Below are 13,624 nucleotides of genomic sequence, written 5' to 3' on the forward strand. Positions count from 1 at the left end.
TCTGCATTCTTTACCAGCATTTTTATCACCCCAAACTCATTATACCGCATTTTCTCCCTTTATACGAGAAAAAGGCCACCAATCGGTGACCTTTTTCGACAGGCTGAGGACCGATACTTTCACAAGTATCGGTCCTTTTTATCTTATTTTATTGCTTGTTCCAAGCTTTTCGCTTAGTACATGCCGCCCATGTCCGGAGCAGCCGGAGCAGCCGGAGGAGTGGGCTCCTTCTTGTCAGCGACAAGGCTCTCGGTGGTCAGAACCATCTGAGCAACGGAAGCAGCGTTCTGCAGAGCGGAACGGGTTACCTTCGTCGGGTCCACAACACCGAAGGAAATCATATCGCCATACTCCTTGGTCAAAGCGTTGTAGCCATAGCCAAGCTTATCCGCATTCTTGATGTTCTCCACGATAACGGAGCCTTCGACGCCCGCGTTCGCGGCGATCTGGCGGATGGGCTCCTCCAGAGCCTTGAGCACGATCTGCACGCCGGTCTTTTCGTCGCCCTCGACGCTGCTCAGCAGCTTCTCCACCTCAGGCAGGGTGTTGATGAGCGCGACGCCGCCGCCGGGAACAATGCCCTCTTCGACAGCAGCCTTCGTGGCAGCCAGAGCGTCCTCAATGCGCAGCTTCTTTTCCTTCATCTCGACCTCGGTAGCAGCGCCAACCTTAATGACGGCAACACCGCCGGCCAGCTTTGCAAGACGCTCCTGGAGCTTCTCGCGGTCGAAATCGGAGGTAGTGGTCTCAATCTGGTTGCGGATCTGGCCGACGCGGGACTTGATCTCCTCGCTGTCGCCGTAACCGCCGACAATGATGGTGTTCTCCTTGTCCACCTTCACCTGACGGGCATGGCCCAGCTGGCTCATGTCGGTGTCCTTCAGCTCAAGGCCGAGGTCAGAGGAGATTACCTGGCCGCCAGTCAGAACAGCGATATCCTGAAGCATCTCCTTGCGGCGATCGCCGAAACCGGGAGCCTTGACGGCAACGCAGTTGAAGGTGCCGCGCAGCTTGTTCAGAATCAGGGTGGTCAGAGCCTCGCCCTCAACATCCTCAGCAATGATGACGAGCTTCTTGCCGGACTGGACAATCTTCTCCAGCAGCGGCAGGATCTCCTGGATATTGGAAATCTTCTTATCGGTGATCAGGATGTAAGCGTCGTCCATGACAGCTTCCATCTTGTCGGTGTCGGTCGCCATGTAGGGGCTGATATAGCCGCGGTCGAACATCATGCCTTCGACAACCTCGGAGTATGTCTCGGAGGTCTTGCTCTCCTCAACGGTGATGACGCCGTCAGCGGTAACCTTCTCCATCGCCTCAGCGATCAGCTTGCCGATCTCCTCGTTGGAAGCGGAAACAGTCGCAACGCGGGCGATATCCTCGGAGCAGGTAACCTTCTTGGAGTGGTCATGCAGAGCCTTGACGGAAGCGTCAACAGCCTTCTGGATGCCCTGACGGACGACCATCGGGTTCGCACCAGCGGTGACGTTCTTCATGCCCTCACGGACGATGGCCTGAGCCAGCAGGGTAGCGGTCGTGGTGCCGTCGCCTGCGACGTCGTTCGTCTTGACGGAAACCTCTTTGACGAGCTGCGCGCCCATGTTCTCAAAGGGATCGTCGAGCTCGATTTCCTTGGCAATGGTCACACCGTCGTTCGTGATGAGCGGAGCGCCGAACTTCTTGTCCAGCACAACGTTGCGGCCCTTGGGGCCCAGGGTGATTTTAACGGTATCAGCGAGCTGGTTCACGCCGCTCATAAGAGCCTTTCTGGCGTCCTCGCCATAGATAATCTGCTTAGCCATGATACATTCCTCCAATTACAGATGATAATCGTTGTTTACCAGTGTGGTTTATTCCACAACCGCGAGAATATCGCTCTGGCGAACGATGGTGTATTCCTCGCCGTCGATCTTGACCTCGGTGCCGGAATATTTGCTGGTGATCACACGATCGCCGACCTTCACGTTCATCACGACTTCCTTGCCGTCCACAACGCCGCCGGGGCCAACCGCGATAACGTCGGCAATCTGGGGCTTCTCTTTTGCGGAGCCGGCCAGCACGATGCCGCTCTTGGTGGTCTCCTCAGCTTCCTCCATCTTGATCAGAACTCTGTCGCTCAAAGGTTTAACCGTCATTTCAAGATTCCTCCTTAGAAATATAACAGTTGAGAATTTACTTTATCAGTTAGCACTCTTTCTTTCTGAGTGCTAAGACTATTTTAGCCACTGTCCGCGCAAAAATCAAGAGGTTTTTGAAGAATTCTTCTGATTTCACAAAATATTTACAAATCGCCAGGATACCGGCGAAACGAAAAAGCCTGCGGCGGAAACAGCGCCAGGAAAGGGAAGTCAAGGAGAAAACAAAAAGGATCCGCTCCCTCACAAGGGAACGGATCCTTACCTAACGAAAGATTTTCAGCCCTCACGCAGTTCAGAACCGGGCCGGAACAGGTGCACCGCCCGGCTTAGACGGGATTCCATATGCATGGCGTGATAGAGGTGGAAAAATTCCGCCACGGCACAGATTTTGTCTGCGGTGCTGACCACAAGCGATTCCCGGTAGCGGGGATAGCTGCGAAGCGTGAGCGGCCACATGTGCTTGGCGATAATATCCTTTTCCATGTCGCTGAGCTCACACAGCTGGGAAGCGTTGCGCAGAGCCGCCTGCGGGTGGGTGAAGCCGTGCAGGCCGCTGTGGCTTCCCTTTACACGCCAGTCATACAGGAACAGATCGTGAAGCAGGCCGCCGCGTGCCGCCGCCGTAAAATCCAGGTGGAAAAAGCGGCACATCCGAAAGCTCAGATATGCGACAAAGATGGAATGGAACAGGCAGCTGATATCTTCGACATGCTGCGGCACACTGTCCATGGATAACACCTCGGGTGTACCAATCAGGTCGGAGATGCAGGCGAAAAATTCATCGGATTGCTTTAATGGAAGCATGGATCGCAGCTTCTCTCCTTTTCATCAGAATTCCGGAAGATACTTTCCTCCGGACTATTTCTATCCTATCACCGAATTGTGAATAATTCGTGAATAACAGGAGAGAAAGGCGGCGGAAATTCCTGACAGAAAGCGCCTTATTCCGTCAGCCAGAAATAGGCGCTGTAGGGCGGCAGCTCGCTTCCGCCGCCAAAATCATGCGCTTTGCCGGAAATGAGGTCGACCGCGCGTCCGGCGTTTGCGTTAAAGTGCGCTGTATATGGCGCACTGTCCGCGTTCACCGCCACCAGAACGCGCTCGCCGTCGCAGGAGCGCTCAAAGATCAGCTGGCGGTTTGTCATAACGAGGATGGTGAAATCACCGTTGCACAAAGCTTTGCTGCCGGTCCGTGCTCCGGCAAGCTTGCCGATCCATTCTGTCAGTTCATTTTCCTGCGGAGCGTCAAAGCAGGGGCGCAGCGCGTCGTCGCCATCCTCCTTGCGGCCCTGAGCGCCCCACTCGCTGCCGTAGTAGACGCAGGGAATCCCGGGCATGCCGAACAGCAGCGCATAAAGGGGAGGAAGGTGCTCTTTCTGTGTCAGAATGGTGGCCGCGCGGGTCACGTCGTGGTTGTCAACAAAGCTCAGAAGATGCTTGCCGCGATAGAGGCACCATTGCTCCTTTCCAAACTGACGCTGAAGCGAATGGCCGATTTCAAACAGGTTCATCGAGTTCAGGCTGGAATACAGGCCCTTGCGGCATTCGTAGTTTGTAGCGCTGTGGCACATGCCGTCGTTCATAATCTGGTTGTAATCGCCGCCAATCATTTCTCCCACCAGGAAGAAATCCTTTTTCAGGCCGTCGCAGAAGGAGCGCAGGCGGGAAAGGAAACCGCGATCGAGGCAGTAGGCCACATCGAGACGCAGGCCGTCAATGTCAAATTCACGCACCCAGCCTTCAATGCAGGAGAAAATGTGGCGCACCACATCCTCATTGTTCAGGTTCAGCTTGACAAGCTCAAAATGTCCTTCCCAGCCCTCGTACCAAAGGCCGTCATTATAGCCGTTGTTCCCGCCGAAGTTGATATGGAACCAGTCCCGGTAGGGGGAGGATTCCCGGTTTTTCAGCACATCCTGGAAGGCCCAGAAGCCGCGCCCCACATGGTTGAACACGCCGTCGAGCACAACGCGGATGCCGTTCTTATGCAGCTTGGCGCACAGGGCGGCAAAGCTTTCGTTGGTGCCCAGGCGGCGGTCGATTACGCGGTAATCGCGCGTATCGTAGCCATGGCGATCGCTCTCGAAGATGGGGCAGAAATAAACCGCGTTCATACCCAGATTGAGCAGGTGCGGGATCCACTCCGCAAAACGTGAAAGACCAGGCTCTGCCGGTGCGGAGCTGCCATCGTTGTCTTTCGGCGCGCCGCAGAAGCCAAGCGGATAAATCTGATAAAAATTGCTTTCATATGCCCACATGGATAAGTTCCTCCTCCAAAATTTGGTATATAAAAATCCGGCGGCAAAAAACCTTGCGTTTGCACGGCCTGTGCCGGATGCTCAGCCGGACAGTTGAGAAGCAAGCCGGACGGCGAGAGCTATCAGCGCATCATGGTCGTTGGGGCAATCTCCGTCAATCACCGCGTCAAGCAGGCGGTGCAGCAGCTTCCCCAAAGCGGGGCCCTGCGCGTAGGCGGCAAGATCGCGTCCGTTGACGGCCAGCTGGTCGAGGGACCAGCACTGCCCTTCGCGTTCGATGCGTTCCAGATCCTCCTCCGCCTGATCCAGAATGGGGAGACGGCGGAAGGCGGGGGAGGCGTGCGCCAGCGTGTCCGCGCGGTTGACATCCAGCAGCTTTCGGTAAAGCGGTACGCCCAGCCGGTTGAGCCAGCGGCGGACATTGGCTTCCCCGCAGGCAACGGAAAAATCATGATAGCGCACCAGAGATGATACATGCTCCGTCGTCTGACGGCTCAGGCGCAGGCGCTCGCAGACGCGCTTCGCAATCGCGGCCCCCGCTTCCTGATGGCCCCGAAAATGGCAGCCGCCGTTGGCATCAACACTTTTGCACAAAGGTTTCCCGATATCGTGCAGCAGAACGGCCAGCCGCAGCTCAGGATCGTTCGCTGTATGTTCCAGAGCGTGAAGCGTATGCTCCCAGACGTCGTATTGATGGTATGGACTGTGCTGATCCAGCCCGGCCAATGGGGCGAGCTCCGGCAGAAAGACTTCAAACACCGGACGGTACCGGCGAAGAATGTCCGGAGCGTCTCTGCCGCAGAGCAGCCGGATAAATTCCTCTCCGATTCGTTCCGCTGCAATGTTTCCAAGCAGATCGCGGCACTCCAGAACAGCGGCGGCGGTTGCTTCCTCAAGAGAAAAAGAGAGGCAGGAGGCAAAGCGAAGCGCCCGCAGAATCCGCAGGCTGTCCTCCTCGAATCGATCCTTAGGCGGCCCCACACAGCGGATCCGGCGCAGAGACAGATCGCGCTCACCATCAAAAAGATCAATTAATTCCCGGTTCCATGCCATCGCGTTGATGGTAAAATCGCGTCTTGCCAAATCTTCCCGCAGGCTTCTGGAGAAGTGTACAGCTTCCGGCCGGCGGTGGTCGGCGTATGGGCCATCCACCCGGAAGGTGGTGATTTCCAGCGGAAGGCCGGGAAAGAGGACCAGAATGGTCCCGTGTTTTTCTCCCTGGCGGACGAGGGGGAGAGAAGAAAAGAGACGGGCGGTCTCCTCCGGCAGGGCGGAGGTGGTAATATCCCAGTCGTGCGGGGTAAGCCCCAGAAGGCTGTCGCGCACACACCCACCCACTAGATATGCTTCAAAGCCTGCGCGCTGCAGTGTTTGCAGCGCTTCTTCAGCTTGTGCCGGGATCTGTAGCTCCATCTGTCTCCACCTCCTTGATCTGGAATGACAGCCGGCTGCTTCCTTACCTCCTTTCACCGCGTGATTTTCCGACAGGATTGCTAAAATTATCAGAAAAAAGAGGAATATCAGCGGGGAGAAAGGAAAAAATAACCAACAAACCTTTCTCAGTATATCGGATTATACAGAAAAGTGCAAGGGCTTCTTTTGTTTCACAGCTCCCGTTTGATTTTTTCCAGCGCACCTTTTTCCAAACGCGACACCTGCGCCTGGCTGATGTGGATTTCCGAAGCAACCTCCATCTGCGTTTTTCCCTGGAAAAAGCGCATGGTCAGAATTTTCTTTTCCCGATCGTTGAGATCGTTAATCGCTTCCCGCAGAGCGATCTCCTCCAGCCAGTCGCTGTCACCTCCGCGGTTGTCTCCCACCTGATCCATCACATAAATGGTATCGCCGCCGTCGTTGAATACAGGTTCATAAAGGGAAACAGGCTCAACAATGGATTCCAGAGCGAGCACCACGTCCTCACGAGGCAGATCCAGCTCCTTGGCGATCTGTTCGATCGTAGGCTCCCGGTTGTCACGTGATTGCAGCTTCTCCTTGACCTGCATCGCTTTATAGGCCGTATCGCGCAGGGAACGGCTGACGCGGATGCTGTTGTTGTCCCGCAGGTAGCGCCGGATTTCCCCGATGATCATGGGAACGCCGTAGGTGGAAAATTTCACCTGCAAATCCGGATTGAAGTTATCGATGGCCTTCATCAGGCCGATACAGCCTACCTGGAACAGATCGTCGAGGTTTTCGCCCCGGTTGGTAAAGCGCTGGATCACACTCAGCACCAGCTTGAGGTTGCCGTTAATCATTTCCTCACGGGCCTGCTCACGTTCAGCCGGCGTTCCGTGACGGATTTTTTGCAGCAGGGTTCTTTTTTCCGCCTCCGTCAGCACTTTGAGACGGGAGGTGTTGACCCCGCAGATTTCCACTTTATTATACATGGCCGTTTCCCCCTTCTTCCTTTTCAGTATTGCCGCTTTTTTCCGGCCGCATACAAAAAGGGAAAAAATTAGAAGCAGGCAAAAAAGCGCGGGCGGATGAATATATTAAGGAAAAGAGTATGGAGGAAAAGGAGGAAGGCTGTATGACATGCAGAATCGCGGAGCTGCGCCGCAAGGAAGTGATCAGTGTGAAGGACGGGACAAGAATCGGATCGGTCTGCGATGCGGAAATGGACATCGAAAGCGCCCGTCTGACGTCAATCGTGGTGTACGGCAGGCCAAAGCTGTTCGGCCTGCTGGGACGGGAGGAGGACATCGTGATCCGCTGGCCGGATATCCAGGTGGTGGGTGAGGATACGATCCTGGTCAATTATCAGGAAAGAGTTCGTGTCCGGCGCAAAAGGGGTCTGTTGTCCATTTTGTTCGGAGACGAGTAGACAACAGAAGAGATTCGCGCCGTCTCTTGTGACGTCTGACGGAAAAAAAGGGGAAATTTGAGCAAAATAGGGTAGTTTGTTTCTTGCAATCCCAAAACCTTTATGCTATAATAGTTCGCGCAAAACACACGCCGACCCCGGCGAACCGGTGCCCGCAAGGGTTCTGCGCCAACAGGAGGAGCGGCGGAGGAACAACCAAGGAGGAATAAAAAATGGCAGTAGTATCTATGAAGCAGCTTCTGGAAGCCGGCGTCCATTTCGGCCACCAGACCAGAAGATGGAACCCGAAGATGGCGGAGTACATCTTCACCGAGCGCAACGGTATCTACATCATCGATCTGCAGAAGACCGTGCGCAAGCTCGAAGACGCTTACAATTTTGTGCGTCAGCTCTCCATGGAGGGCAAGAGCGTCCTGTTTGTCGGCACGAAGAAGCAGGCTCAGGATTCCGTTCGTGACGAGGCGCAGCGCGCCGGTGCCTACTATGTGAACGCCCGCTGGCTCGGCGGTATGCTCACCAACTTCCGCACCATCCGCCGCCGCATCGACCGTCTGAACCAGCTCAAGACCATGGAGTCCGACGGCACGTTTGATATGCTCCCGAAGAAGGAAGTCGTCAAGCTGAACCTTGAGATTGAGAAGCTCGAGAAGTTCCTGGGCGGCATCAAGGAGATGAAGCAGCTCCCCGGCGCTCTGTTCATCGTGGATCCCCGCAAGGAGCGCATCGCTGTGGCTGAGGCCAAGAAGCTGGGTATCCCGATCGTCGCTATCGTCGACACCAACTGCGATCCGGACGAGATCGATTATGTTATCCCGGGCAACGACGACGCTATCCGCGCTGTCAAGCTGATCTCCGGCACGATTGCCAACGCAATTGTCGAGGGCAAGGAAGGCCAGATGGGCGCCGCTGAGGCGGAGGCCAAGGAGAATGAGACCGACGAGGCTGCCGCCGAATAAGCGCAACCAAAACGAAGGTACGGCACGGCACGCCAGCATCCCTGGCGTGCTGTGCTTGGTTATAGACTGATAAATTGGAGGAATTAACATGGCATTTACAGCAAAGGACGTCGCGGCCCTGCGTGAGAAGACCGGCTGCGGCATGATGGATTGCAAAAAGGCACTGACCGCTTCCAACGGCGACATGGACGCCGCAGTGGACTATCTGCGCGAAAAGGGCCTTGCTGCCGCTACCAAGAAGGCTGGCCGCATCGCTGCCGAGGGTATGGCTTATGCTTATGTTGACGGAAACGTGGGCGTTGCCATTGAGGTGAACGCGGAGACCGACTTCGTGGCCAAGAACGCTGATTTCCAGGCTTTTGTCAAGACGGTTGCGGAGACGGTTGCCTCTGTGAACCCGGCTGATATGGACGCGCTTCTCGCGGCTCAGGCTGCCGGCCAGTCCGTCAGCGTGGAGGATCTGCGCAAGGAGAAGGTTCTGACCATCGGTGAGAACATCAAGATCCGCCGCTTCCAGCGCTATGAGGGCGCTGTCACCGCCTATATCCACATGGGCGGCAAGATTGCCGTTCTGGTGCGCTTCGACACCTCCGCGGAGATTGCCGCGAAGGCTGAATTCCAGGAGTATGCGAAGAACATCGCGATGCAGATCGCCGCTGTCAACCCGCTCTACCTCAACAGCAGCGTGGTTCCGGCCGACGTGATCGAGCACGAGCGCAAGATCGCGACCGAGCAGGCTTCCACCAGCGGCAAGCCCGCCAACGTCATCGAGAAGATGGTCGACGGCAAGATCAAGAAGTATTTCAAGGAAGTCTGCCTGGTGGAGCAGGAGTATGTCAAGGACAGCAAGCTCTCCATCCAGCAGTACACGGATTCCGTCGCCAAGGAGCTGGGCGGTTCCATCCAGATCGCCGAGTATGTCCGCTTTGAGAAGGGCGAGGGTCTTGAGAAGCGTGAGGACAACTTCGCTGACGAAGTTGCCAGCATGGTGAAATAAAAGAAAATTCTCAGGGGCGCGTTTGCGCCGGAGGATTTGCCTAAACAGAAGAACCGGCGGGAAAATTTTTCCCGCCGGTTCTTTTTTACTTTGCTATTTTGTTATCGCAAGAATCCTTGGATGATGCGTTCCTCTGCTTCCTGCTGTGTCAGACCAAGTGTGCGCAGTTTGAGGATCTGTTCGCCGGCGATTTTGCCGATAGCAGCCTCGTGGATGAGGGCAGCGTCAACGTGGGCGGCTTCCAGTGACGGGGAGGCAATGACACTTCCCGATTCCGCCAGAATAGCGTCGCATTCCGAGTGGCCGCTGCACCGGTTTTTGCCGCGCAGGCAGGAATTGAATTCCTGCCGGGAATTGCCGCGCGCCACGGAACGGGAGATCAGATCCACACCGGAATCCTCGCCCTCCAGCGTGACGTCGAAGTCGCTTCTGGCCCATTCGCTGCCAGTGGTCATCAGACGTTCACGCACAACAAGGCGTGCTCCGGCGGCCAGTACGGCGGTTGTTTTGCGCATGGTGCTGTCCACTCCGCCGAGCTGTACGGTGTCCATTTCCAGGTAGGAATTTTCCGCCATGGTAATGTCCGTCACCGGATCGATCCGGCGTGCGCCCGCGCCTTTGCCGGTACCGAGATGCTTTTCCCGGTAGACAACGCGCGCGCCTTTTTCCAGAAAGAAACGATGGATGCCGTTGTGGCGGGCCTCCGTGTTTTCCTCGTTGTGCACGCCGCAGCCCGCGATAACCAGGACATCCGCGCCTTCTCCGATATAGAAGTCGTTGTAAACCAGATCGTCAATGCCGCCGTGGGTGACGCAGGCCGGGATGTAGACCGTTTCCCCTTTTGTGCCGGGCAGCACATGGATCACAAGGCCGGGGCCTTCCTTTTTGGACTCGATTTTGATATGCTCACTTGACTGGCGGCCGGCACACTCACCGTCCTCGCGCACATTGTAGGCGCCCTGAAAGGAGCCGCCGAATTCGGAAACGGCGCGAAGCAGGGATTCTGTGATTTTGTTCATACGCGCGCACTCTCCTTTCCAAGCGGGCAGCGGGGTGATTTCTCGTCGGCCAGCAGGGTGGGAAGAATTTCTTCTCTGGGGCCGGCGGAACGCACATAGCCGTCCGCGATTACAATAATATCATCCGCAATGCTCAGGATCCGCTCCTGATGGGAAATGATCAGCAGGGTGCCTGCTTTCTGGCGGCGGACCTCCTCAAAGGTTTCGACCAGACGGGCAAAGCTCCACAGGTCGATTCCGGCTTCAGGCTCATCGAAAATGGAGAGTCTGGCGCGGCGTGCCAGCACGGAAGCGATCTCGATGCGCTTGATCTCTCCGCCGGATAAGCTTGCGTTGAGCTCGCGATCCACATACTCGTTGGCGCACAGGCCGACTTTTCCGAGAAGGTCGCACAGATGGGCGTCATCCAGCTCCCGGCCGGAGGCAAGTTCGAGCATGTCGCGGACGGTCAGCCCTTTGAAGCGGACCGGCTGCTGGAAAGCATAGGCAATTCCCAGCTTTGCCCGCTCCGTGATATCCATGTCGGTGATTTCCCGGCCGTCAAAGAACAGATGGCCGGAGGAAGGCTTTTCGATTCCGGCGATCAGCTTGGCCAGCGTGGTTTTTCCTCCGCCGTTCGGGCCGGTGACTACAATCAGCCTGCCGTCCTGCACGGAGAGATCGATGTCCTTTATGATTCCCGCCCCGTCGGGCAGATCCCAGGCGAGGTGTTCCAGCTTTAAAAGTTCCATGTCATTTATCCTTTCCAGAGGGCTGTCTGCCCTCCTTCTTTATGCTAGGGTACTTTTTCCTCCTTGTCAAGAATCCAGCTATAAATTTCCACATTTTTAGTGGAAAAAATGCAAGCAAAAGAAAGATAAAAACTGGAAAAAAGGTGAAAAGTATAGTATAGTAAGATTCCAGAGAAGAAGAAAAGGGGGATTCACCATGTTCGGCGCGATTTTGGGTGATATTGCCGGTTCCCGCTTTGAATTCAGCCGGCCGGAAAAGTTCAATTACAAAAAGGAACCCTTTTTTACAGACAACTGTTTTTTTACCGATGACACCGTGATGACGGTGGCCACCAAATACGCGGTGCTCAACGGCACCTCATATCGGGGGGCATATCTTCAGTTTGGACGGAAATATCCTCTTGTGGGATATGGGACCATGTTCAAGCGCTGGCTGGAGGAGGGCGGCTGCGCCGCTTACCGCAGCTATGGAAACGGCTCCGCAATGCGGGTGAGCTTTATCGGAGAGTATTTCCCGACACTGGAGCGTGTGCGGGAGAATGCGCAGAAAAGCGCTTTGTGTACACACAGCCACCCGGAAGGGATTAAAGGCGCGGAGGCAACGGCTGTCTGCGTTTATCTGGCGAGGACGGAAAACTCAAAACGGGAGATTAAACGATATATTGAAAAAAATTACGGCTATGATTTGGGAAAGCCGCTGCTTTTGCAGCGCCCGTTTTCCAAGGTGGATATGAGCTGCCAGGTGTCCGTCCCGCTGGCGATCCGCTGTTTTCTGGAAAGCCATTCCTGGGAAAGCTGTATGCGCAACGTGTACAGTGTGAAATGTGATACCGATACGGTCGGCTGCATTGCGGGCAGTATCGCGGAGGCCTACTATCACGGCACGGGACAGAATGATTTGGAGCTGATCCGCAAATATCTTGCCATTCCGGATTCCTCCGGCCGGTGTGATATGACGCTGTTTAACTGGGCTACGATGAATTAAAGGAGGAACTTTCGTGTTTCGTTTGTTTGAAAAAAGTGAAGAGGATGGGTGCTATAATCTCACCTCCTATCAGTCTACGCAGGTACTTGATATCCTGCTCGCCAATCAGGTGTACCGGGCTTACAAAAGCATTACCTTTGCCAAGGGGTATCAGGCGCTGATTGATATTCTCGGGCTGGACTGTGTCTGCCCGATTTTTGCCTGTGTGATGGGCAAGCCCTCCTGCGCGGACGGCCGTGTTTCGAGCAGTGTCCTGCTTACCCTGCGCGTCCCGAAAGAAAAGGTGCGGCTGACGGAATTCAGCGACTGGGCGGATCTGCTCTATGTCATGAAAAGCTTAAAGTCGGATTATACCGGAATCGGCGCGCTTCAGGCCCGATCGGATATTGATACCCGCCAGCTTCAGCGGTCCATTGAGTCGCTGAAGGTACAAAAGCCGCTGTCTCAATATAAGGTGCCGCAGGCGGTATTGGAGGAGATTCAGCCGGAATGGCTGGTCAAGTATAAAAAGCTTTCGGTCAAGTAAAGGGGGAGCTGTATGGAGCGAAGCTGCTGTGCTGTGATTGTGGCGGCGGGGGGATCGACACGCATGGGATGCCCCAAACAGACTCTTGTTCTCGAAGGAGTTCCCGTCATTGCCTGGACGCTGCGCGCCTTTGAGGAAGCCGGGTCGGTTTCTTCCATCGTGCTGGTCATCCGGGAGGAGGACAAAGCGGCCATGGAGGATATGGTCGCCCGCTATGGCATCTCCAAGCCTGTTTTCTTTGCGGCAGGAGGCAGGGAGCGCCAGCTTTCCGTGTATCATGGCCTGCTTGCTGTGCCGTCTGATGCGGAATATGTGGCGGTGCATGACGGCGCGCGGTTTTTGGTGACGCCGGAGGAGATTGATATGGTGATAAACGCGGCTGGCCCTGAAATGGGGACAGCTCTCGCGGTTTGTGTGAAAGACACCATCAAAGAGGTGGACGCGGAAGGGATTGTGGTTTCCACACCGGCACGCGAAACCTTGCGGGCGGTGCAGACGCCCCAGGTGTTCCCGTTTGCCCGTTTTTTGGGGGAAATGGAACAGGCCGTGGCGGAAGAACGATATTATACCGACGATTGCCAGCTTTGGGAGCACGCCGGACTGCCGGTGCGCCTGTGTGAAGGCAGTTATGAAAATCTCAAGCTGACAACGCCGGAGGATCGGCTGATGGCCGAGGCCATTTTGAGAAAAAGGGGGAAGCGGCTGTGAGAATTGGGCATGGATACGACGTTCACCGTCTGGTGGAGGGGCGCAAGCTGATTTTGGGCGGGGTGGAGATTCCATATGAAAAGGGCCTGCTTGGCCATTCAGATGCGGATGTGCTGACTCACGCCGTGATGGACTCCCTTTTGGGAGCCGCGGCGCTGGGAGATATCGGCAAATGGTTCCCAGACAGCGATTCGGCTTACCAGGGCGCAGACAGCATCGATCTTTTGTGCCGTGTGAGAGAGCTTCTCGCCCGCGAGGGCTGGCGTGTCGGCAATTTGGATACAACGGTTCTGGCGCAGGCGCCGAAGCTGGCTCCCCATCTTTCTCAGATGCGGGAGCGGCTTGCCGCAGCCTGCGGCGTGCCGGTTTCGCAGATCAGCGTGAAGGCTACCACGGAGGAAGGGCTTGGCTTCACCGGATCCGGGGAAGGGATAGCCGCCCACGCGGTCTGCCTGCTGGAACCGGCGGGATAACGGCCGCAC

The 13,624-nt window shown here is 55.9% G+C and carries 15 protein-coding genes; 7 read left to right on the forward strand and 8 right to left on the reverse strand.

The genetic code is table 11. The features are described from left to right. Window positions 1–173: 173 nt before the first annotated feature. From groL to sigG, 6 genes are all read right to left on the reverse strand, one after another. On the reverse strand, window positions 174–1,802 hold the full coding sequence (gene groL / locus B5F35_RS01995; protein WP_087237573.1) for a chaperonin GroEL: 1,629 nt from the start codon (window positions 1,800–1,802) through the stop codon (window positions 174–176). Window positions 1,803–1,850: 48 nt separating this feature from the next. Then, window positions 1,851–2,135, reverse strand: a complete 285-nt coding sequence (locus B5F35_RS02000) for a co-chaperone GroES (protein ID WP_087237575.1) — start codon at window positions 2,133–2,135, stop codon at window positions 1,851–1,853. Window positions 2,136–2,414: 279 nt separating this feature from the next. After that, window positions 2,415–2,942 (reverse strand): HD domain-containing protein, encoded by a 528-nt coding sequence (locus tag B5F35_RS02005; RefSeq protein ID WP_242969361.1) that lies wholly within the window; start codon window positions 2,940–2,942, stop codon window positions 2,415–2,417. 137 nt (window positions 2,943–3,079) lie between these two features. Continuing rightward, window positions 3,080–4,396, reverse strand: coding sequence for an alpha-amylase family glycosyl hydrolase (locus B5F35_RS02010; protein WP_087237577.1), 1,317 nt, complete (start codon window positions 4,394–4,396; stop codon window positions 3,080–3,082). 81 nt (window positions 4,397–4,477) lie between these two features. Further along, entirely contained in the window at window positions 4,478–5,809 is a 1,332-nt protein-coding gene (locus tag B5F35_RS02015; RefSeq protein ID WP_087237579.1) for a CCA tRNA nucleotidyltransferase, read from the reverse strand. A 191-nt stretch (window positions 5,810–6,000) separates the two neighbouring features. After that, a complete protein-coding gene (sigG, locus tag B5F35_RS02020; RefSeq protein ID WP_087237581.1) occupies window positions 6,001–6,783 on the reverse strand; it encodes an RNA polymerase sporulation sigma factor SigG in 783 nt (260 codons plus the stop codon). A 143-nt stretch (window positions 6,784–6,926) separates the two neighbouring features. Here sigG and B5F35_RS02025 point away from each other — a divergent pair, with 143 nt between their 5' ends. From B5F35_RS02025 to tsf, 3 genes are all read left to right on the forward strand, one after another. Beyond that, window positions 6,927–7,220 carry a YlmC/YmxH family sporulation protein gene (locus tag B5F35_RS02025; RefSeq protein WP_087237847.1) on the forward strand — a complete coding sequence of 98 codons (294 nt, stop codon included), beginning with the start codon at window positions 6,927–6,929 and terminating at the stop codon, window positions 7,218–7,220. Window positions 7,221–7,432: 212 nt separating this feature from the next. Beyond that, window positions 7,433–8,176: a 30S ribosomal protein S2 gene (gene rpsB / locus B5F35_RS02030; RefSeq protein WP_087237583.1), complete on the forward strand. Its 744-nt coding sequence runs from the start codon at window positions 7,433–7,435 to the stop codon at window positions 8,174–8,176. Window positions 8,177–8,264: 88 nt separating this feature from the next. Then, a complete protein-coding gene (tsf, locus tag B5F35_RS02035) occupies window positions 8,265–9,173 on the forward strand; it encodes a translation elongation factor Ts (protein ID WP_087237585.1) in 909 nt (302 codons plus the stop codon). 101 nt (window positions 9,174–9,274) lie between these two features. Here tsf and B5F35_RS02040 read toward each other — a convergent pair whose 3' ends face one another. Both B5F35_RS02040 and B5F35_RS02045 read right to left on the reverse strand, forming a co-directional pair. Continuing rightward, window positions 9,275–10,192: a SufB/SufD family protein gene (locus B5F35_RS02040; RefSeq protein ID WP_087237587.1), complete on the reverse strand. Its 918-nt coding sequence runs from the start codon at window positions 10,190–10,192 to the stop codon at window positions 9,275–9,277. After that, window positions 10,189–10,923 (reverse strand): ABC transporter ATP-binding protein, encoded by a 735-nt coding sequence (locus B5F35_RS02045; RefSeq protein WP_087237589.1) that lies wholly within the window; start codon window positions 10,921–10,923, stop codon window positions 10,189–10,191. Before B5F35_RS02045 ends, B5F35_RS02040 begins: the two co-directional genes overlap by 4 nt. 196 nt (window positions 10,924–11,119) lie before the next feature. Between B5F35_RS02045 and B5F35_RS02050 the strand changes: the two genes are divergently transcribed. From B5F35_RS02050 to ispF, 4 genes are read left to right on the forward strand one after another with little or no spacing between them, the layout of a single operon-like run. Beyond that, on the forward strand, window positions 11,120–11,908 hold the full coding sequence (locus B5F35_RS02050; protein WP_087237591.1) for an ADP-ribosylglycohydrolase family protein: 789 nt from the start codon (window positions 11,120–11,122) through the stop codon (window positions 11,906–11,908). Window positions 11,909–11,921: 13 nt separating this feature from the next. Beyond that, the gene (locus B5F35_RS02055) at window positions 11,922–12,434 is read left to right on the forward strand and encodes a hypothetical protein (protein WP_087237593.1); all 513 of its coding nucleotides are present in this window, start codon (window positions 11,922–11,924) and stop codon (window positions 12,432–12,434) included. A 12-nt stretch (window positions 12,435–12,446) separates the two neighbouring features. After that, window positions 12,447–13,142: a 2-C-methyl-D-erythritol 4-phosphate cytidylyltransferase gene (ispD, locus tag B5F35_RS02060; protein ID WP_087237595.1), complete on the forward strand. Its 696-nt coding sequence runs from the start codon at window positions 12,447–12,449 to the stop codon at window positions 13,140–13,142. Next, window positions 13,139–13,615: a 2-C-methyl-D-erythritol 2,4-cyclodiphosphate synthase gene (gene ispF, locus B5F35_RS02065; RefSeq protein ID WP_087237597.1), complete on the forward strand. Its 477-nt coding sequence runs from the start codon at window positions 13,139–13,141 to the stop codon at window positions 13,613–13,615. Before ispD ends, ispF begins: the two co-directional genes overlap by 4 nt. Window positions 13,616–13,624: the final 9 nt, after the last annotated feature.

It is taken from the genome of Anaeromassilibacillus sp. An200 (genome assembly GCF_002160025.1).
GTDB lineage: Bacteria > Bacillota > Clostridia > Oscillospirales > Acutalibacteraceae > Caccousia > Caccousia stercoris.